We start from the raw sequence: 19,996 nt of genomic DNA, 5'->3' as shown, positions 1-19,996 counted from the left end.
ATCCTGACCCTATTCGTTAATCTTTCGTACAGGATCTGCCATGAACCAGAGTACACTCGCTCCCGCCAATTCCAGTCCGCCCCCTCCCGCCGCCGCGCATGCGCAGGCGCTGGCCATCGAAGGCATGACTTGTGGCTCGTGCGTGGGCCGCGTGGAAAAGGCCCTGGCCGCCGTGCCCGGCGTGACCCAGGCCAGCGTCAACCTGGCCACGGAAGTGGCCAAAATCAAATCCGATACGCCGATTCCCCTGGCCACCTTGCAGGCGGCCGTGGAAAAGGCCGGCTACACGGTGGCGCAGCGCGAGATCGACCTGAACATCGCCGGCATGACGTGTGCCTCTTGCGTGGGCCGGGTGGAAAAAGCCTTGCTGAAAGTGCCAGGCGTGCTGGCGGCCAGCGTCAACCTGGCCACGGAAAGCGCGCGCATCAAGGTGACGGGCGGCCTGGAAGCAGGCACCCTGATCGCCGCCATCGACAAGGCCGGCTATGCAGCCACGGTGCCCGCTGCCAGCGCGGCCAGCGCGGCCAGCGCGCCCGCTGCCGCACCGAACCGCGACGGCATGAAAGTGGCGTTCGCGGCCGTGCTGGCTTTCCCCTTGATGCTGCCGATGCTGCTCGAGTGGGCCGGCATCCATTTGATGCTGCCCGGCTGGCTGCAATTCGCCCTGGCCACGCCGGTGCAGTTTTACTTTGGCGCGCGTTTCTACAAGGCAGGCTGGAAGGCGGCCCGCGCCGGCAGCGGCAATATGGATCTGCTGGTGGCCTTAGGCACGAGCGCCGCGTATGGCTTGTCCGTCTACCAATGGCTGACGGCGGGCGAAATGCTGCCGCACTTGTATTTCGAGGCATCGGCCGTCGTCATCACCCTGGTGCTGCTGGGAAAATGGCTGGAAAGCCGCGCCAAACGCCAGACGGCCTCGGCCATCCGCGCCCTGCAAGTCTTGCGTCCGGAATCGGCCCGCGTGCGCCGCGACGGCGTCGAAATCGACTTGCCCGTGGAACAAGTAAAAGTGGGCGACCTGGTGGTCATCCGTCCCGGCGAGCGGGTAGCCGTCGATGGCGTGGTGGTGGAAGGCGCCAGCCAGATCAATGAGTCCTTGATCACGGGCGAAAGCTTGCCGGTCGATAAGCATCCGGGCGACAAGGTCACGGGCGGCGCCATCAATGCTGACGGCTTGTTGCTGGTGCGCACGCAAGCCGTGGGCGGCGAGACGACCTTGTCGCGCATCATCCGTCTGGTGGAAGATGCGCAGGCGGCCAAGGCGCCGATCCAGCACCTGGTCGACAAGGTCAGCGCGATCTTTGTGCCCGTGGTGCTAGTGCTGGCGCTGCTGACCATGCTGGGCTGGTGGTTCGCCACTGGCGAACTGGAGAACGCCATTATCAATGCCGTGGCCGTGCTCGTCATCGCCTGCCCCTGCGCGCTGGGCCTGGCCACGCCGACGGCCATCATGGCCGGCACGGGCGTGGCTGCCCGCTACGGCATCCTGATCAAGGATGCGGAAGCGCTGGAAGTGGCGCACGCCGTCAATACCGTCGTGTTCGACAAGACGGGCACCCTGACGGTGGGCAAACCCGCGCTGGCGGCCCTGCATGCGCACGGCATCGACGATGCACGGCTGTTGCAGCTGGCGGCCAGCATCCAGCGTGGGAGCGAGCACAGCCTGGCGACGGCCGTGCTGGACGCGGCGGCCGCGCGCCACATCGAACCGTTGCCAGCCACGGGCCTGTCGGCCTTGCCGGGCCGCGGCTTGGCGGCCCACGTCGATGGCCTGGAATTGAAACTGGGCAGCACGCGCCTGATGCAGGAGTTGCACGTGGACATGACGCCGCTGGCGGCACAGGCCTTGTCGCTGGAAAACACGGGCAACACGATTTCGTGGCTGGCGTCGGGGTCGGAACTGCTGGGCTTGTTCGCCTTTTCCGACCAGGTCAAGCCGAACGCGCAGGCGGCCATTGCCCACTTGCACAGCCTCGGCATCCAGACGGTGATGTTGACCGGGGACAACCAGGGCAGCGCGGACGCCGTCGGCAAGCTGCTGGGCATCGACACGGTGGCGGCGAAAATGCTGCCGGCCGATAAAACCGCTAAAATTGTTGCGCTGAAAGGCGAGGGCGCGAAAGTGGCCATGGTGGGCGACGGCATCAACGATGCGCCCGCGCTGGCGGCCGCCGACGTGGGCATCGCCATGTCGACGGGCACGGACGTGGCCATGCATGCGGCCGGCATCACTCTGATGCGCGGCGATCCGGCCCTGGTGGCGGACGCCATCGATATCTCGCGCCGCACCTACAGCAAGATACGGCAGAATCTGTTCTGGGCATTCATTTATAACCTGATCGGCATTCCCTTGGCTGCCTTCGGCCTGCTCAACCCCATGGTGGCGGGCGCGGCGATGGCCTTCAGCTCCGTCAGCGTGATCAGTAATGCCCTGTTGCTGCGCCGCTGGAAAGCCCGCAGCGCGCATACCAAGGAGTCATAGGATGAATATCGGCCAGGCGGCAAGCGAGACGGGCGTATCGGCAAAAATGATACGCTACTATGAAAGCATTACTTTGTTAAAACCCAGCGCGCGCAGCGACGCCGGTTACCGCATCTACACGCCGAACGACTTGCACGCCCTGCGTTTCATCAAGCGCGGGCGGGGCCTGGGCTTTTCGCTGGAGCAGATCCGCGAGCTGCTGTCGCTGTGGCAAAACGACCAGCGCGCCAGCGCGGACGTGAAAGGCATCGCGCTGGCGCATGTCGCCGATTTGAATCAGCGCATCGCCGAACTGACGGAAATGCGCGATACCCTGGCGCACCTGGCGCAATCGTGCCATGGTGATGACAAGCCCGATTGCCCCATCCTGCAAAGCCTGGGGTTGGCCGGTGACAAGGAAGCGAAAGCATGTTGCCCTTGATGTAAGTCAACGGAGGTGCCTATGGCGTATGAACTGTACTATTGGCCCACGATACAGGGGCGTGGCGAATTCATCCGTCTGGCCCTGGAAGAGGCGGGCGCCGACTACCGCGACGTCGCCCGCTTGCCTAAGCGCAAGGGGCAAGGTGTTCCCGCGATGCTTGCCTGCCTCGATGGCGGCAGCACGCCACAGGCCGCCTACGCTCCGCCCGTGCTGCGCGATGGCGACGTGCTGATCGGCCAGACGACGAATATCCTGTTGTATCTGGGCCGGCGCCTGGGCCTGGCGCCGCGCGCGGAAAGCGGCCGTTTGTGGCTGAACCAGCTGCAGCTGACGATGGCCGACTGGCTGACGGAAGTGCACGACACGCACCATCCGCTGTCGATGAATCAATATTACGAAGAGCAAAAACAGGCCGCCACGCTGCGCAGCGCGGATTTCCGCCAAACACGTTTACCCAAGTTTCTCGATTATTTCACGCAAGTGTTGCTGAACAGCCGCAGCCAGTATCTGGTGGGGGCCAGACTCACGTATGGCGACCTGTCGCTGTTCCAGATGCTGGCGGGCCTGCAGTATGCGTTTCCGCAAGCCATGGCGCGGCTGGCGCCGCAGTATCCCGCCTTGTTTGCGCTGCACGATATGGTGGCGGCGCGGCCGAACATCGCCCGCTACCTGAAGTCAAAGCGCAGAATCTCGTTCAACGAGGAAGGCATCTTCCGCCATTATCCCGAACTGGACGGATAAAAAAACAGCCGGCGCAAGGGCCGGCTGTCTTGTCGAAGCGACTGCTGTTATTGAGCGCTGGTAACGGGAAATCCCGCCTCCACGATGGCCGCGCTGATGGCGCCCAGTTCGGCGGGTGATTCCACCGTGACGCGCTTGCTGGCCAGGTCGATTTGCACCTGGGCTTGCGGATCGATGGCTTGCACCGCTTTCGTGACCGAGCCGACGCAATGGCCGCAGCTCATGTTTTCAACTTGTAACTGGTACATGGCAAGCACTCCTTGAATGGTTAAGTGTGTCCACTGTAAGCCTTACCCCAATGGGAAGGTCAAGCTTAGTGCAGCAGAAAATCGTCAGCCTGCATGGGCGGCGGCACGTTCTCGTCCTGCACGGATTCGCGCAAGCTGATTTCGATGGCGCGGCACATGGCCGACAGCGGCAGGTCGTTGGCGTCTTCCCCGAACGGTTCCTCGATCTCGTCGCCCAGCGCATCGAGGCCAAAGAAGGTGTAGGCGACGATGGCGACGACGAACGGCGTCATGAAACCGAGCGAATCGACGAGGCCGAAAGGCAGCAGGAAACAGTACAGATAGGCCGTGCGGTGCAGCAGCAGCGAATACGAAAACGGAATCGGCGTGCTGCGGATGCGTTCGCACGAAGCGCCCGCGCCCACCATGGCCGAGACCGTATTATCGATCTGCGTGGCCAGGATGCTGTCGATGCGGCCTTGCCGGACGCAGTCGGCCAGGTCGTGGCCCATCTGCAGCATCAGGTAGTCGGACGGATTCGATGCCTTGCAGGCCGCGTCCCATTCGGCCGGACGCAGCAGCGGCTGCAAATCGGCCGGCCCGCGCGTGTCGCGCAGCTGGTGGCGCAGGGCGTGGCAAAAGGCGATGGTGCGGTAAATCATGCGCACGCGCACGTCTTCCAGGCCCAGCCTGGCGTGGGCCGGCGTGTCGCTGCGTATCATCGTCTGGCACTGGCGCGAGAAATTCCGGCTGCGCAAGACCAGTTCGCCCCACAGCTTGCGCGCTTCCCAGTAGCGGTCGTAGGCGGCCGTGTTGCGAAAGCCCAGGAAGATGGCCAGCGGCAAGCCGATCAGGGTGAACGGGATGGTCGTGAGGATCACCTTGTGGTCGAACAGGGTGCCGTGGCACCAGGTGACGAGGGTGGCGATCAGGGTATTGACGATCAGCGTGGTGCGGATGCGCGGCAGGACGGAACCGCGCACCACGAGGAACAAGCGCAGCGCCGAAGGACGCTCGCGCACGATCATGCGGTGCTCCCTGTGGGGAGCTGGGCTGGCGGGGAACGGCGCGCCCGGTGATCGTTAAAAGGGGTAAAACGGAGTGGCAATGGCCGGGAACAAAAAGCCCGCGAGGTATGCGGGCTGAGCAGGGTGTGCATGGGAAGCAGTGTAGGGGAGACGGCTTGAGTATAGGCCGCTGACCCGTTTCCAGCCAATTCACAGTGATAATGGGCATCATTCATTTCATGAATGAATATTTCATTTGTAATTTAAATTCGCGTCATCACCTCAATGACGATTGTCTTTTTTCTTGCGCTGTGGCCAGTCGCAGCACTCGAAGATATCAGCAGTATCACATGCCTTGTCCAGGCAGTTCATCGATGGCAAGTCACAGGGCACGTCGCAGTCGCAATACCCCGCCTGTGCCTGGCGGCGCGCGCTGCGCCGTACTTGCGGATGCAGCGCGAGGTGTTGGCGATGCCGTTCGCCGCAGGCGCGCAAGCGGCGTTGCAACAGGGGCAGGCCCGTGCGCAAGCCATGACGTTCAATCACCCGGTAGCCATAGGCGGAGCAGCTGTCGCGCCCCGTCAGCACGCGGTAGGCGCAGGAAAAACCTTTCCATGGCGACAGGTAGCGCTGGTAGGCGCGAATGGCCCACAGGGCCAGGCGTGTGCCGCAAGTGTCGAACGAGAAAATGCCAGCTCCTTTGCCGAGGGCGTCAAGACGGTGGTGCGAGCATACGACAAGTGTCCAAAAATAATAGCGCCAGCGGCCTAGGCTGCCATGATTTTCCAGCCATACCAGCCGAATGCCGCCACCCACGCCAGCAAGATCGCCAGCCCCGGCAGCAGCAGCCACTTCACCGCCGCCTCTTCCCACGCCGCATACGGCTTGCCGCCGCGCATGATGGCCAGCAGCGCCTGTCCCCCGTTCAAACTGGCAAACGGCAGCAGGTTGAAGGCGCACAGTTTCAACGAGAACAGGGCGAACGCCAGTGCAAAGCCGTGCGTGCGCGCAAACGTTTCCCCATCACCCAGCAATGCCTGCGCCGTCGACAACGGCGCCAGCGCACCGTGGACGATCTGCCCGAAGGCAGCGACAAAGCGCTCCCAGCCCGACGCCCCCATGATGCCCAGCGACAAGGCCAGCAGCACCCCCACGCCGCTCAATGGCAGCAGCGCCTGCTTCCACAGCGGCTGGAAGTTATAGGCGTCAAGACAGGGATCGTCGTCATACAAGGTTTCCTCGCGCGTATCCTTCAGCACCACGTTGCCGGCCAGGGGCAGCAGCTTGACCTGGACCTTTCCCACGGCCAGCAGGGTAGGTCCCACGCCGTAGCTGATGCTGCGCACGGTAATGCCGAATGCGCGAGCGCACGCGGCCATGACGGAAATGTGGATGAGAATGAAGAGGGCGGCGCAGAGCAACAACGGGAGAATGGGATGCATTGCAGGAAAGTTGGGATGGTCAAAGCCATGTATTAGAACATAGCGCCAGGAAAGCTCCTGCCCGGTAGCGCGCATGTCAATCGAATCACTCTTGCTAGAAAAATAATTCTGAGGTGTAATGTCTTTAGCAAAAATATATATTTAGTAATTTTCAGGCGCGAGATCGCCTATTGGGAGTCGCTGATGCTCGCTTCGCCGCTTACGGACTTCACGCAAGCCACCAGATTACTGCAATTGACCACGCCACTGGGCGAAAATCGCTTGCTTGCCGAATGCGTGCGCGGCGAAGAAGGGCTCAGCCAGGGGTTTGCGTTTCAGATCGCGGCCCTGTCCACGGACGCCGCCATCTCGCTGCGCACGCTGATCGGTCAACCCGCCCTGCTGCAGTTGTTGACCGCCACCAGCACCGACGACTGGCGCCCGTTTCACGGCCATGCGTTATTCGACCCGGACAGCGATGACGAACGCCATTTTTTAATCGTGCGCACGGTCCATTAGATGGATAACAACTTGAGCGCCGCCTTGCAGGCCAGCATCGCGTAGAAAATCAGGTACCGGCCGGCCTGCCATGGCGATCAGCAAGGAGCAGGACAGCGGCCAGCACGGCCTGGCGGCCATGGCGGGCGCCAACTGGGTTTGCATAATAAATCAAGGGGCTCTGAACATCACGTGCAAATAATTTTTGATTTGCCAAAAAGAATTATAAAAAAGGTAAAGAATGAATGCATTATTAAGTTCTGCTGACTTTTCGAAAAAAAAGAGGGAGAATTTGTTGTCCCATGATGTCTACGAAGAAAATTTTACAGGATTCATCACCTGTATTGAAAAATTGCGCAAGGCTTTTAGACAGTCAGATGAGAAATTAAGAAAAATCCCCTTATATAATTTCATGGTGGCTACTCAAGAGCAGGCATGGATTGTCGTTAATAATCTCGCAAATATGTACAGTGCTGGGCATAGTATAAATGAAATTAGATCACGCTACCCAGAGGCATTGGAGTGTTGGGAGCTATATGCGAGATATAATGAGGAATATGACAATAGTCGGAAAAATGAAAATGACCGTGGATTTCCTCATTTCGCATTGCCTGGAAAAGACTATAACAAAGTAAATAGAATGCTTTGTTTTGGAATTTTATTGGGTTGGGGTGGTTTGATTTCGAAGTTGATTCCAATTATGGATTTCAATAATCACGAAAAAGATGGGATGATTGAGAGGATATTAAGCTATTACTCCGAAAATCGATCTGTTTCCTTGAATGATTGCGTGCGGCATCTGCCATATTTTAAGACATTGAAAATTTTTTCAGCCGCGGAAAAAGATCGTCCAGCTTTGATGGCCGAGTATTTGGAGGATTGGTACCACGCCAGCCGGCGCGAGCCATATTACGATGCGCATACGCGCGATATTTCGTTCTGGGGTTATTGGTCCTGGGAAGCCGCAGCCATCACTTTTTTGCTCGACATCGACGACAGCAGTTATGCCAGCGCGCAGTTCTATCCCAAGGATCTGGTCGATTTCGCAAGGCAGGCCAGAAAGGATTACGCGCCGGAAGGCAGCGACCCGATGGCGCCCAAGGAACTGCGCGCCAAGGCTGGCGATCCCTGTCCCAAGGCAGGATTATGGCAGTCGCTCGATGTGGTGCCGGAACTGCGTCGTTATCAACAGAACGAGGAAATGGATAATCTGGGCTCGGTGTATGGACTGACCGTCTGGCGACTTACTGAACATGAACAATGACTTCATTGCGTATCTATTTTCGAGTCTGAAAAAGCATCGCTTGAAATCCAGAATATAGTCCGCTGCACGGGACGCATGGCCCTGCGGGGCAGCAGCCAAGCGCGGCACACGTAAAAAAGCCCCGGCCGCAATCGCTGCAGCCGGGGCTTTCGAATGACTGGGCAGCTTGCGCCGCCCGCTATCAGTTACAGCACGTTACAGCACTTCGCTGGCGTGGTCGGCCAGGCGTGAACGCTCGCCGCGGGCCAGAGTGACGTGGCCGCTGTGGGTCCAGCCTTTGAAGCGGTCGACCACGTAAGTCAGGCCGCTCGAGCCTTCCGTCAGGTACGGCGTGTCGATCTGTGCGATGTTGCCCAGGCACAGGATCTTCGTGCCGGGACCGGCGCGCGTGACCAGGGTCTTGACTTGTTTCGGCGTCAAGTTTTGCGCTTCATCGATGATGAGGAACTTGTTCACGAACGTGCGGCCGCGCATGAAGTTGAGCGACTTGATCTTGATGCGCGAGCGGATCAGGTCTTGCGTTGCCGCACGGCCCCATTCGCCGCCATCCGAGTCGGACTTGTTCAGCACTTCCAGGTTGTCGTCGAAGGCGCCCATCCATGGCGACATCTTTTCTTCTTCCGTGCCTGGCAGGAAACCGATGTCTTCGCCCACCGGCACCGTCACGCGGGTGACGATGATTTCATTGTAGAGCTTGGTTTCCAGCACTTGCGCCAGGCCGGCGGCCAGGGCCAGCAGGGTCTTGCCGGTACCGGCCTGGCCCAGCAGGGTGACGAAGTCGCATTCCGGATTCATCAGCAAGTTCAGCGCGAAGTTCTGCTCGCGGTTGCGCGCCGTCACGCCCCACACATTGTTCTTCGTGTGGCTGAAGTCGCGCAGGGTTTGCAGCACGGCCGTCTTGCCGTTGATCTGTTTTACCTGGCCGTAGAATGGCGTTTCGCCGTTTTTCGGTTCCAGGTAGATGAACTGGTTGACCAGCAAGGATGGGATGAACGGACCCGTCACGCGGTAGAACGTCGAGCTGTAGCCGTTCTTGCTTTCCTGCCACGATTCCATGTCCTTGCCGTGCTTGTTCCAGAAGTCGTCCGGCAATTGCACGATGCCCGAGTACAGCAAGTCCGTGTCTTCCAGCACATGGTCGTTGAAGTAGTCTTCGGCCGGCAAGCCCAGGGCGCGCGCCTTGATGCGCATGTTGATGTCTTTCGACACCAGCACGACGGGACGGCCTTCCTGTTCCGCTTCCAGCGAACGCACGACGGCCAGGATCTGGTTGTCGGCCTTGCCCACTGGCAAGCCTGCCGGCAGGTCGGCGCTTTGCAGACGCGTCTGGAAGAACAAGCGGCCCTTGGCGTCCTTGTTGCCCAGCTTGGACAGCAGGATGCCGTGTTCGATGGCGTCGTCGTCCGTGTTGCTGATCAGGGCGTCGAGCGTGCGCGAAACCTGGCGTGCATTGCGCGCCACTTCCGTCATGCCCTTTTTATGGTTGTCCAGCTCTTCCAGGGTCATCATCGGCAGGTACACATCGTGTTCCTCGAAGCGGAACAGCGACGATGGGTCGTGCATCAGCACGTTCGTGTCGAGCACGAACAGTTTGCTGATGCCGCGCTGGTCGGCGGCGCGGCTGGCGGACGACTTGAGCTGCACTTCCACCGCCTTGTGCTTGGCCGGATGTGGCTGCTCGGCTTGCTTGACGGGCTTGATCGGCGTGACCTTGCCTTTTGCCGCCGGCCTGGCTTTCGCCCCAGGCGCGGCAACGACGGCAGGAGCGGCCGCAGGCACAGCAACGGCTGGCGCAGGCGCCGGCTTGGCGACCATCAGGGCCGCCACTTGCTTGATCTTCGTGGCCGCATTGCGGACCGGCTTGGCAACTTCGGCGATCGCCGCTTCAATGATCGGTGCAGCCACTTTCTTGGCTGCCGGGGTTTTGGTGGCCGGGCGCGCTGCGCCTGCGGTTGGGTAATCTTGGGTGGCCAGGATGGTGGCTGGCTTGCTCGGTAATTTTGGCAGTGGCATCAGGATCTCAATCAAAAAATTTCTGGAATGAATCGCCCATGGGCAGCCAGCTTCTGGCGGCACTTCTCATGGGGTGGATGCGGGGGAACAACAATGCTACAGGACGAGTAACTGCCGGAAGGCCGGCAGCATGGCCGGTCATGGACGCCATAGTCGGGCTGCAGGCCCGCCTGGCGGAGTGGATGGAGGCGCTTCGTTGACTCAAAATGGCGATAGGTACCGTGAACTGAACTGCGGTTGAACCAGGCTCGCTGGAAGCCGACAACGCGCATTGGATCAATATGGACGATCAATTCAGATGCGCTACGAATTCCAGCACTTCTTCCACGTGAGTTGCGACCTTCACGCCTCTCCATTCTTTCACCAATCGGCCCTGGGCGTCAATCACAAACGTGCTGCGCTCGACGCCACGAACCGTCTTGCCGTACATCTGTTTCATCTTCATGACGTTAAACAGCAGGCAAACGGCTTCGTCCGGGTCGGAAATGAGCTCGAATGGCAGCTCCAGCTTGGCTTTGAAGCTTTCGTGCGAGCGCAGGGAATCGCGGCTGATGCCGTAGATTTCCACGCCGGCAGCGACGAATTGCGAATACGCATCGCGGAAGGCGATGTTTTCCGTGGTGCAGCCAGGAGTGTTGTCCTTCGGATAGAAAAACAGCACCGTGGCCTTGGCCGGACGGCCCAGCAACTGAAAGGTCTTGCCGCTGGTCATGGCGGCGCTAAAGTCGGGTATGCTAACGAGGGATTGGCTATCAGCCACAGGTTCTCTCCTGAACGGTGATCATCAGCGCTGGTTTTTAATCTGGCAACGCATCCAGGTGCAACAATACAGCATTCAGGCCGCTTTGCCCTGCACAATCAGGCGTCCCGAACGGCCTGGCAACTCATCCCAGGTGACGGGACAAACGGGCAAGTCCGTATTTTTTATCTTTTCATAATAATCGCCCATCGCTGCAAACTGGTAGCCCTGGGTTTTCCAGCCAGCCAGCAGTTGTTCGAAAATGGGGGCGAGTTTCTGTCCTTCAAGTTCCGCATGCAAGGTATACACGTGATCGCGGGGATTATCCGCCGTCAGCGACAATATATGCGCGGCAACATTGCCGGTCGTGATCAGCTTGCCGTCGATTTCGCAGCCCAGCAATTCATCCAGGGTGGGCAGGGTGGTGGGCAGTTGCACGCATTGCAGGATGGTGTTGCCATTGCGCACGCGGTGCGGGCCATTGCTGGCATGCACCATGGCGCCGCGCGCGTCGAGCATGGCGCGGCCGTCGGAGGCAAAGCGGTAGCCGGCCGTGTCGTGTTCGACAAAGGCGCTGACATTCATTTGCCAGCCGGCCGCGCCGTGCGTGTGCGGCTTGGCGCCAAACACTTGCTCGTAGCGGTTGGCGGCCTTGCGCATCATGTTGATGGTCCAGGCGGCGTTGCGCTTGGCCACGTTGTCTTGCCACAGGGTGTGATCCCAGGTGTGGATGCCGCACTCGAAACCGGCATCGCGCACGGCGCGCAATTGCGCCGCGCATTGCTTGCCGATATCGGGTCCCGGCAGCAAAGTGCCGTACATCAATGTTTTCAAGCCGTAGTGCTCAACCACCGAGGTGCGCGAGACCTTGCTGAAAAAGCCCGGCTTCAAGGCGCGCCGCAGGGCCCAGCCCGTATGGTCGGGGCCCAGCGAGAACAGAAAAGTGGCCTTGGCCTGGTGCGCGGCCAGCATGCGCACCAGATTGCCCATGCCTTCACGGGTGCCGCGATAGGTATCGACGTCGATTTTCAGGGTCAGGAACGGCTTGCTCAACATTAATCCATCAGTGCTTTGGCTTGGGCTACCTGGCTGCGGTAGGCGTCGAAAATATTGCGCAGGGAGTCGGCCATGGTGGTGGTCGGCGCCCAGCCCAGCTCTTCGCAGGTATTCGTGATTTTCGGCACGCGGTTTTGCACGTCCTGGTAGCCGGCGCCGTAGTAGGCGCCCGAGGTCGTTTCCACGATGTTCACGTGTTTCGCGCCTTCGGCGTATTCCGGATATTCGGCGGCCAGGGTCAGCATCATGCCGGCCAGGTCGCGGATCGAATAGTTATTGATCGGATTGCCAATGTTGTAAATCTTGCCGCTGGCGATGCCGTTCTTGTTGGCGATGATGCGCATCAGCGCATCGATGCCGTCGTCGATGTAGGTGAACGCGCGTTTCTGCGCGCCGCCGTCGACCAGCGAGATGTTTTCGCCGCGCACGATGTGGCCGAAGAATTGCGTCACCACGCGCGAGGAACCTTCTTTCGGCGTATGGATCGAATCGAGGCCCGCGCCGATCCAGTTGAACGGACGGAACAGGGTGAAGTTCAAGCCTTCCATGCCGTAGCCCCAGATCACGCGGTCCATCAGCTGCTTGGCGTTCGAATAGATCCAGCGCGGCTTGTTGATCGGGCCGCAGATCAGTTCCGAGTTTTCCGGGTCGAATTCCTCGTCATGGCACATGCCATACACTTCCGAGGTCGACGGGAAGACCAAGTGCTTGCCGTACTTGGCGGCCGAGCGGACGATGGGCAGGTTGGCTTCGAAGTCCAGTTCGAAGACGCGCAGCGGCTGCTTGACGTAGGTCGACGGCGTGGCGATGGCCACCAGCGGCAGGATCACGTCGCATTTCTTGACGTGGTACTCGACCCATTCCTTGTTGATCGTGATGTCGCCTTCGAAGAAGTGCATGCGCGACTTGTAGTTGTCATCTTCCAGCAATTCCGTGATGCGGTCCGTGTTCATGTCCATGCCGTAGACATGCCAGTCGGTGGTTTCCAGGATGCGCTTGGACAGGTGGTGGCCGATGAAGCCGTTGACGCCTAAGATGAGGACTTTTTTCATGTGAGATTCTCTTGTGTGATATCAGTGTGTGCTGACGCGGGTGGTCAGACTTGCTTGCAATTGCTGAGCCGTAATTGGCTCCCCGGCAGCCCTCAGCGCGGAAATGGCCAGCATGCGGCCGTCTCCGCAGACGCCAAAGATGCAATTATCCACTACCGCCAAGCCAGGTGGCAAACTTCCTGCTGAAAGCTTGCTTAAACGGGCTTTTTCGATGATGTAAATGACATCGTTGACTTCGGTGAACGCGCCGGGATAGGGGGGCGCGACGGCCCGGTGCAGGTTGTATACCTGCTGCGCCGGTAACTTCCAGTCGATGCGGCCGTCTTCCGGCGTGCGTCCGCCAAAGTAGCCGCCCTGGCGCAAATCGTTGAGCTGGCGCGGCGCAGTGCCGTCCAGCAAGGCCGGCAGCACGTGCCACAAGGTTTGTTCCGCCGCCACGGTGACCTTGCCGAAGACTTCGAAGGCCGTGTCGTCGGGCAGGATGGGCACGGCCGTTTGCGCGACGATGGCGCCGGCATCGGGCTTGACCGTCATTTCATGCAGGGTGGCGCCCGTTTGCGGGGCGCCATGCAGCACGGCCCAGTTGACGGGCGCGCGGCCGCGGAACTGCGGCAGCAGCGAGCCGTGCATATTGTAGGCGGGCGCGACTTCCAAAATGCTGGCCGGCAGCATGTGGCGGTAGTAAAAGCTGAACAGCATGTCCGGTGCCGCCGCCTGCACCTGCGCCAGCAATTCGGGCGCGCGGGCGTCCGAAGGCGTGATGTACGGAATGCCTTCGGCCTGGCACAGGCTGGCGACGGATTCGAACCACAGGTTTTCCGTGGGGCTATCTTCGTGCGTGACGACCAGGGCGATGTCGACGCCGCCGGCCAGCAGCACCTTGATGCAGCGCACGCCGACATTGTGGTAGCCGAAGACGACGGCGCGTGGGGCGCCCATCAGCGGCCCACCTGGCGCTTTTCCAGGCGCACATGCGATGCCGCCTCGGCTTCCGCCTGGACCATGCCGTCCTGCAAGATGGTTTGCACCACGTAGCGGGGACGGGCGCGCACTTGCTGGAAGATGCGTCCCACGTATTCGCCCACCAGGCCGATGCCGAACAGGATCACGCCCATCAGGAAGAAGGCGATGGCGAACAGGGTAAACACGCCCTGCGCCTCGGCGCCGAACAGGAAGCGGCGCGCCAGCAGATAGATCACCAGCACGGCCGAACTGAAGGACAGCAGCATGCCCAGCATCGAAAAGATTTGCAGGGGTATCAGCGAAAAGCCCGTGACCAGGTCGAAATTGAGGCGGATCAGGCTATACAGCGAATATTTCGACTCGCCGGCCGAGCGTTCCTCGTGCTCGACGGTAATTTCCGTGGGCTTGCGCGCAAACGTGTAGGCCAGGGCGGGCACGAAGGTGTTGACCTCGGCGCACTGGTTGACCAGGTCGATCACGTTGCGGCCATACGCGCGCAGCATGTTGCCCTGATCGGTAATTTTGATATTCGTGATCTTTTCACGCAGACGATTCATCATCTTCGAGGCCAGGGTGCGCCAGGCGGAATCTTGCCGCTTGCGCCGGATCGATCCCACGTAATCGTAGCCTTCGCGCATCTTCGCCACCAGGTTGCCGATTTCCTCGGGCGGGTTTTGCAGGTCGGCGTCGAGCGTGACCATGATCTGCCCGCGCGACGCTTCAAAACCGGCCAGGATGGCCATGTGCTGGCCATAATTACCGTTGAACAGGACGACGCGCGTGACGTCGGGGCGCTGGCGGAACTGTTCCGCCAGGATGGCCACCGAATTGTCGCGGCTGCCGTCGTTGATGAAGATGATCTCGTAGCTCGTCTGCAGGGCGTCGAGGGCCGGATACAGGCGGGCGAACAGGCTGGCCAGGCCATCCTGCTCGTTGTAGATCGGAATGATAATGGACAGTTCAGGTTTCATCGGCGCGCTGCTCATTTGATGAGTATGGATTTGACGGTGGCGACGGCGCGTTCCACGTCCTGTGTCGTCATGGCGTAGAACATCGGCAAGGTCACGGTCAGGCGGCCGATCTTTTCCGAGACGGGGAACATGCCCTCGGTAAAGCCGCGTTCGCGGTACATGGTAAACAGGTGGATCGGTGCGTAATGATAGCCCGTTCCCACGTTTTGCTGCGCCATTTGCTGCATGAAGGCGGCGCGCGTGCCGGGGCCATTATCGGGCAGGATGATCTGGAACAAATGCCAGTTGCTGTTCTCAAAATCCTGCACCGGCAGCTGGGCGCCGCTCAGGGCTTCGAAGTCGCTGCCGAATTGCTCAAAGTAATGGCGCGCCAGCGCGCGGCGGTGGGCCGTGATCGCGTCGATATTGGCGAACTGGCCCAGGCCGATGGCGGCCATGATGTCGCTCATGTTGTATTTGCCGCCCAGCACGTCGACGTCGATACCGTCGACGCCGCTGCGCGTGACGCCCTGCAGCCGGTATTTCTCGGCCAGCTTCGCTTCTTCCAGGTTGTTCAGGACCAGCGCACCGCCTTCGCCCGTGGTGATGTTCTTGTTGGCCTGGAAGCTGAACGAGACGAAGTCGCCAAACGCGCCGATGCGCTTGCCTTTCCAGGTGGAGCCGAACGCTTGCGCCGCGTCTTCCACGACGCGCAGCTTGTACTTGTCGGCAATCGCGTACAGGCGGTCCATGTCGACGGGCAAGCCGGACAGGTAGACGGGGATGATGGCTTTGGTGCGCGGGGTGATGGCCGCTTCCAGCTTGTCGAGGTCGATATTCCGGGTGACGGGGTCGATGTCGGCAAACACGGGCGTGGCGCCCACTTCGATGATGACGTTGGCCGTCGCTACCCACGACACGGGCGTGGTGATGACCTCGTCGCCGGGGCCGATGCCGGCGATGCGCAGCGCGATTTCCATGGTGCACGTGCCCGAATTGAAGGTGCGCACGGGACGCCCGCCGAAATACTCGGACAGCTGGGCTTCGAAGGCCTGCACTTTCGGGCCGCTGGTGATCCAGCCCGAGCGCAGCACGTCGCCGACGGCGGCGATGGTCGCTTCATCGATGGTGGGTTTGGAAAAGGGCAAAAAGGGCAGGGTAGAGGTCATGGGCGCAATTCTTGAATCTGTGTTGGGTCAGGGTATCGGCATCGCCGAGGCTGCCAGTGCCGTCAAAGGCGCCGGCAGGCATGGCTATTTTATATCGTCAGTATGGCGGCGCAGCCAGTTCAGCGGTGAAAAATCCAGCTGATGCGGGGGCGGGGCAGGCTGGCCGGGGGCGCGGTCCGTGCTGCCTCGCGCCCCGGTTAAACATTATTTGTTGGCAATGACCATGCGGCGCGCATCTTCGGCAATCACGCGCATGGGCACGCCACGCGCTTGCAATTCCTTGTAACGGTTCAGGCTGATAATGGCCATGCCGCGCACGCCGGCATTGGCATCGTTCGTCCATTGCGTGATGAAAGTCTCGATGTCCGGAATGGACAGCTCGGGCTGCTGTTTCAGGCCAAACGTGAACTCATCCCAGTAATCGACGAGGATCACGGGCCGCTGCAGGTAATACGTCAGCGACTGCTCATAGATGCCGACCGAATAGAGCTTGGTATCGGCCGTCAGTTCGGCCTGGATCTGCGGCAGCATGTCGGTGCCTGCGCGGTTCTGGCCATATAGTTCGGAGCCGGCCAGGATGCAGTGCGTGGCCAGGAAGCCGGCGCCGGCAATCGTCAGCACCGTCATGTCGCGGCGCAGCTGGCGTGCATGCAGCAAGGCCAGGGCGCCGCCGGCCAGGGCGAAGAAGCCGGCCGCCATCAACCATGGCTGGTAACCCTTGAGCGCGACCAGGGCTTCCGCGTCGCGTGCGCTGGCCTTGCCGAAGGCGATCGGTCCGCCGATCAGGATGGCCGCGCCCAGCACGCACAGCAGGCCGGCGGCGAACAGGCGCTGGCGGCGCGAAGCCGATTCCAGATACAGCGCCACCAGCAGGGCCAGCGCCGGGAAGACGGGCACGATGTAGCCAGGCAGCTTCGAGGTCGAATAGCTGAAGAAGAAGAAAATGAAGACGGCCCAGATCAGCAGCATCAAACGGGGCTGGAAGGCGCCTTCCTGGCGCTGGAACGCGGCGGCCAGGCTTTGCGGCAGCACGCCTATCCAGGGCAGGATGCCGGGAATGAGCAGCACGAGGAAGTAGTACCAGGCGCCTTCGCGCTTGTGGCCCTTCATCAGGAAGCGCTGGAAATGCTCGTGGATGAAGAAGAAATGCGGCTGTTCCGGATTGCGCAGGGCGACCAGCACGAACCATGGCGTGGCGATGGCGAAAAACACCAGCAAGCCCTTGGCCAGGTGCAGACGCGTCCAGATGCGCCAGTCGCGCGCGCACAGCGAATACAGCACCAGCACGGCGCCCGGCAGGACGATGCCGATCAGGCCCTTGGCCAGCACGGCCAGCGCCATGGCGGCCCAGCAGGCCAGCATCCAGTTGCGCCGCTCGATCGCCGTGGCCTCGTCGCGCTGTGCGACCAGCAGGCTGCCCAGGGTGAGGGTCATCATGCCCGACAGGCCCATGTCCAGCGAATTGATCTGGCCGGAAGCGAGCCAGAACAGGCTCGACGCGAGCACCAGGCCGGCATACAGGCCCACGCGCGGGCCGAACACTTTTTTGCCCGCATACGCCGTCATGCACACGCCGATGATGCCGCACAGGCCAGTCCACAAACGCGCCTGCCATTCGCCCAGGCCGAAGGCGGCGAAGGTCAGCGCATTCATCCACGTTTGCAGCGGTGGCTTTTCAAAGTACTTGATGCCGTTCAGGCGCGTGGTGATCCAGTCGCCCGTGACGAACATTTCGCGCGCCATCTCGGCGTAGCGGCCCTCGTCGGGCGGTACCAGGGTACGGATACCTAGCGCATACAGGGTGACGACGATGAAGATGCCTAGCAGCGACCACATCAGCACCCGCGACGAGTGCAGCTCGTTGACGTTGATTTTCATGCGGCCTTGCCTGCGGCCGGGGCCAGGATCAGGGCCAGGGTGACCTTGCGGCCTTCGCCCATGAGGATATTGTAGGTGCGGCAGGCAGCCTGGCTATCCATGCATTCGACGCCGATGCGGCGCATGGTCAGCGCGGCCGTCAGTTTCGGATGCACGAAGCGCTGGCGCTCACCCGTGCCGAGGATGACCACGTCGGGTGCGTCGGCCAGGATTTGGGCGAAATGCGCCTCGGTCAATTCTTCGAAACTGGTGACTTCCCACGCCCGTGGCGGTGTTTCCGGCATGACGATCAGGCTGTAGTTGTACGGCTGGGCATTGATCTCGACGCCGTTTTCGTCATAGCCGGTGACAGTCTGGTATTGTTGGGTGCTGCTGGCGTGGAGTTTCATGGCGATATCGGGGCTGGTTGTGTCGGTTGATCGGTGCGCGCGCGGCCAAACTGCGTGCCGCGGCCAAGGGCGTAAGCATGCCATAAATGACAGAAAAGAGCGACTGAAAAGCAACATCCTTTCCAAATTGCAATGTTCGGCGCCACAGTGGCGATGCCTGCTTGCGCCATGGTAATGCTGCAAGATTAAGGGAAGATGAAGATGGCGCCCGCCCGATTGCCGTCCGGAGGCGCCGGCGTGGCAGAATCGGCGTCAAATGCTGGGGTTCGCCATGTTTAATTTGATAAAATGGCCTGTTTTCGGCGAGAATGGTTGTTTTCGCCTTGCAGTCTTTCGCATCGCAGTTTCACGGGTTCATAGTTCTGGCGCGGCTATCATGCTGCAAGCTTCGGTCTCCGCGCCGCATCACGACAGGGATTTATTTTGCGACCGATTCAGAAATCGAATAAATTGGCGGACGTCTGCTACGACATCCGCGGCCCGGTCCTGGAAAAATCCAGGCAAATGGAAGAAGAAGGCCACAAGATCACCAAGCTCAATATCGGCAATCTGGCCGTATTCGGCTTCGATCCGCCCGACGAGATCGTGCGCGACATGATGCTCAATCTGCAGAACGCGGCCGGCTATACGGATTCGAAAGGCATGTTCGCGCCGCGCAAGGCCGTCATGCACTACACGCAGGGCAAGAATATCGCCGGCGTGACCATCGATGACATTTACCTGGGCAATGGCGCTTCCGAACTGATCGTCATGTCGATGAACGCGTTGCTCAACAGTGGCGACGAAGTGCTGGTGCCGGCGCCCGATTACCCGCTGTGGACGGCCGCCGTCAGCCTGTCGGGCGGCAATCCCGTGCACTATGTGTGCGACGAGCAGAACGAGTGGTATCCCGACATCGAGGACATGCGCCGCAAGATCACGCCGCAAACGAAAGCCATCGTCGTCATCAACCCGAACAATCCCACGGGCGCGCTGTACCCGGTTTCCGTGCTGCTGCAGATCGTCGAACTGGCGCGCCAGCACCAATTGATCATTTTCGCCGACGAGATCTACGACAAGGTGCTGTATGACGAAGCCGAGCACGTGTCGATCGCCTCGCTGGCCGACGACGTGCTGTTCATCACCATGAACGGCCTGTCGAAGAATTACCGCTCCTGCGGCTACCGTTCCGGCTGGATGGTGGTCTCGGGCGAAAAACGCCACGCAAAAGATTACATCGAAGGCCTCAACATGCTGGCCTCGATGCGGCTATGCGCCAACGCGCCGGGGCAGTTTGCCATCCAGACGGCGCTTGGCGGCTACCAGAGCATACAAGACCTGGTGGGGCCCGGCGGGCGCCTGTTGAAACAGCGCGACCTGGCGCACAAGCTGCTGACCGATATTCCGGGCGTCACCTGTGTCAAGCCAAAGGCCGCGCTGTACATGTTTCCGCGCCTGGACCCGGAGATCTATCCGATCGCCGACGACCAGCAGTTTGCCTATGAATTACTGGCCGAAGCGAAGGTCCTGATCGTGCAGGGCACGGGCTTCAACTGGATCGCGCCCGACCATTTCCGCGTCGTCTTCCTGCCCAACTCCGATGACCTGACCGAGGCCATGGGGCGCATTGCGCGCTTCCTCGAAGGCTATCGCAAGCGTCACGGCCGGGGCTGAACCAGCCAGCAGCAATCTCGATCAACCTGGCGCTGCCCAAGGGGGCGCCACTTATGAGCAGTCAAGCACA

The 19,996-nt window shown here is 60.7% G+C and carries 20 protein-coding genes; 7 read left to right on the top strand and 13 right to left on the bottom strand.

Annotated elements, in window-relative coordinates; genetic code table 11:
* The first annotated feature begins 40 nt into the window (after nucleotides 1-40).
* Genes KO539_RS03425 through KO539_RS03415 form a run of 3 tightly spaced genes read left to right on the top strand, consistent with a single transcriptional unit; the run spans nucleotide 41 to nucleotide 3,647 of the window.
* Nucleotides 41-2,482, top strand: coding sequence for a heavy metal translocating P-type ATPase (locus KO539_RS03425; RefSeq protein WP_219307332.1), 2,442 nt, complete (start codon nucleotides 41-43; stop codon nucleotides 2,480-2,482).
* 1 nt (nucleotide 2,483) lies between these two features.
* Nucleotides 2,484-2,903, top strand: coding sequence for a Cu(I)-responsive transcriptional regulator (gene cueR / locus KO539_RS03420; protein ID WP_034750463.1), 420 nt, complete (start codon nucleotides 2,484-2,486; stop codon nucleotides 2,901-2,903).
* Between the two features lie 21 nt (nucleotides 2,904-2,924).
* A complete protein-coding gene (locus KO539_RS03415; protein WP_219307331.1) occupies nucleotides 2,925-3,647 on the top strand; it encodes a glutathione S-transferase in 723 nt (240 codons plus the stop codon).
* Nucleotides 3,648-3,694: 47 nt separating this feature from the next.
* On the opposite strand, the gene KO539_RS03410 is transcribed toward KO539_RS03415, so the two are convergent.
* From KO539_RS03410 to KO539_RS03395, 4 genes are all read right to left on the bottom strand, one after another.
* Nucleotides 3,695-3,895: a heavy-metal-associated domain-containing protein gene (locus KO539_RS03410; RefSeq protein WP_034750458.1), complete on the bottom strand. Its 201-nt coding sequence runs from the start codon at nucleotides 3,893-3,895 to the stop codon at nucleotides 3,695-3,697.
* Between the two features lie 65 nt (nucleotides 3,896-3,960).
* Nucleotides 3,961-4,902, bottom strand: coding sequence for a bestrophin family protein (locus KO539_RS03405; protein WP_176389569.1), 942 nt, complete (start codon nucleotides 4,900-4,902; stop codon nucleotides 3,961-3,963).
* A gap of 261 nt (nucleotides 4,903-5,163) precedes the next feature.
* Nucleotides 5,164-5,697: a membrane protein insertion efficiency factor YidD gene (yidD, locus tag KO539_RS03400; protein WP_374106329.1), complete on the bottom strand. Its 534-nt coding sequence runs from the start codon at nucleotides 5,695-5,697 to the stop codon at nucleotides 5,164-5,166.
* Complete coding sequence (locus KO539_RS03395; RefSeq protein WP_374106328.1) at nucleotides 5,649-6,323, bottom strand: site-2 protease family protein; 675 nt, start codon at nucleotides 6,321-6,323, stop codon at nucleotides 5,649-5,651. Before KO539_RS03395 ends, yidD begins: the two co-directional genes overlap by 49 nt.
* 183 nt (nucleotides 6,324-6,506) lie before the next feature.
* On the opposite strand from KO539_RS03395, the gene KO539_RS03390 reads away from it, so the two are divergent.
* A complete protein-coding gene (locus KO539_RS03390) occupies nucleotides 6,507-6,821 on the top strand; it encodes a hypothetical protein (protein ID WP_219307329.1) in 315 nt (104 codons plus the stop codon).
* Nucleotides 6,822-7,041: 220 nt separating this feature from the next.
* Nucleotides 7,042-8,064 (top strand): PoNe immunity protein domain-containing protein, encoded by a 1,023-nt coding sequence (locus KO539_RS03385; RefSeq protein WP_219307328.1) that lies wholly within the window; start codon nucleotides 7,042-7,044, stop codon nucleotides 8,062-8,064.
* A 195-nt stretch (nucleotides 8,065-8,259) separates the two neighbouring features.
* Here KO539_RS03385 and KO539_RS03380 read toward each other — a convergent pair whose 3' ends face one another.
* From KO539_RS03380 to KO539_RS03350, 7 genes are all read right to left on the bottom strand, one after another.
* A complete protein-coding gene (locus KO539_RS03380) occupies nucleotides 8,260-10,077 on the bottom strand; it encodes a PhoH family protein (protein ID WP_219307327.1) in 1,818 nt (605 codons plus the stop codon).
* A 289-nt stretch (nucleotides 10,078-10,366) separates the two neighbouring features.
* On the bottom strand, nucleotides 10,367-10,837 hold the full coding sequence (locus KO539_RS03375) for a peroxiredoxin (RefSeq protein ID WP_034785468.1): 471 nt from the start codon (nucleotides 10,835-10,837) through the stop codon (nucleotides 10,367-10,369).
* 75 nt (nucleotides 10,838-10,912) lie between these two features.
* Entirely contained in the window at nucleotides 10,913-11,872 is a 960-nt protein-coding gene (locus KO539_RS03370; protein WP_035820990.1) for a polysaccharide deacetylase family protein, read from the bottom strand.
* Nucleotides 11,872-12,924: a bifunctional UDP-4-keto-pentose/UDP-xylose synthase gene (locus tag KO539_RS03365; protein ID WP_035820989.1), complete on the bottom strand. Its 1,053-nt coding sequence runs from the start codon at nucleotides 12,922-12,924 to the stop codon at nucleotides 11,872-11,874. The genes KO539_RS03370 and KO539_RS03365 overlap by 1 nt, the downstream gene beginning before the upstream one ends.
* A gap of 21 nt (nucleotides 12,925-12,945) precedes the next feature.
* Nucleotides 12,946-13,863 (bottom strand): formyltransferase, encoded by a 918-nt coding sequence (locus tag KO539_RS03360; protein WP_219307326.1) that lies wholly within the window; start codon nucleotides 13,861-13,863, stop codon nucleotides 12,946-12,948.
* On the bottom strand, nucleotides 13,863-14,858 hold the full coding sequence (locus KO539_RS03355) for a glycosyltransferase (RefSeq protein WP_257626091.1): 996 nt from the start codon (nucleotides 14,856-14,858) through the stop codon (nucleotides 13,863-13,865). Before KO539_RS03355 ends, KO539_RS03360 begins: the two co-directional genes overlap by 1 nt.
* 11 nt (nucleotides 14,859-14,869) lie before the next feature.
* Complete coding sequence (locus KO539_RS03350; RefSeq protein WP_219307322.1) at nucleotides 14,870-16,006, bottom strand: DegT/DnrJ/EryC1/StrS aminotransferase family protein; 1,137 nt, start codon at nucleotides 16,004-16,006, stop codon at nucleotides 14,870-14,872.
* On the opposite strand from KO539_RS03350, the gene KO539_RS03345 reads away from it, so the two are divergent.
* A complete protein-coding gene (locus KO539_RS03345; protein ID WP_219307320.1) occupies nucleotides 16,005-16,148 on the top strand; it encodes a hypothetical protein in 144 nt (47 codons plus the stop codon). The genes KO539_RS03350 and KO539_RS03345 overlap by 2 nt on opposite strands.
* A gap of 62 nt (nucleotides 16,149-16,210) precedes the next feature.
* On the opposite strand, the gene KO539_RS03340 is transcribed toward KO539_RS03345, so the two are convergent.
* Together KO539_RS03340 and KO539_RS03335 are read right to left on the bottom strand one after the other, a co-directional pair.
* On the bottom strand, nucleotides 16,211-17,884 hold the full coding sequence (locus KO539_RS03340; protein ID WP_219307319.1) for a glycosyltransferase family 39 protein: 1,674 nt from the start codon (nucleotides 17,882-17,884) through the stop codon (nucleotides 16,211-16,213).
* Nucleotides 17,881-18,273, bottom strand: a complete 393-nt coding sequence (locus KO539_RS03335; RefSeq protein WP_176389577.1) for an Mth938-like domain-containing protein — start codon at nucleotides 18,271-18,273, stop codon at nucleotides 17,881-17,883. The genes KO539_RS03340 and KO539_RS03335 overlap by 4 nt, the downstream gene beginning before the upstream one ends.
* 423 nt (nucleotides 18,274-18,696) lie before the next feature.
* Here KO539_RS03335 and KO539_RS03330 point away from each other — a divergent pair, with 423 nt between their 5' ends.
* Nucleotides 18,697-19,926 carry a pyridoxal phosphate-dependent aminotransferase gene (locus tag KO539_RS03330; protein ID WP_034750427.1) on the top strand — a complete coding sequence of 410 codons (1,230 nt, stop codon included), beginning with the start codon at nucleotides 18,697-18,699 and terminating at the stop codon, nucleotides 19,924-19,926.
* The last annotated feature ends 70 nt before the right edge of the window (nucleotides 19,927-19,996 follow it).

This window comes from Janthinobacterium sp. NKUCC06_STL (genome assembly GCF_019345455.1).
In the GTDB taxonomy this organism is placed as follows: Bacteria; Pseudomonadota; Gammaproteobacteria; order Burkholderiales; family Burkholderiaceae_D; genus Janthinobacterium; species Janthinobacterium rivuli.
The sequence above is the reverse complement of the archived record's forward strand: the minus strand, read 5'-3'. Positions and strand labels throughout refer to the sequence as shown.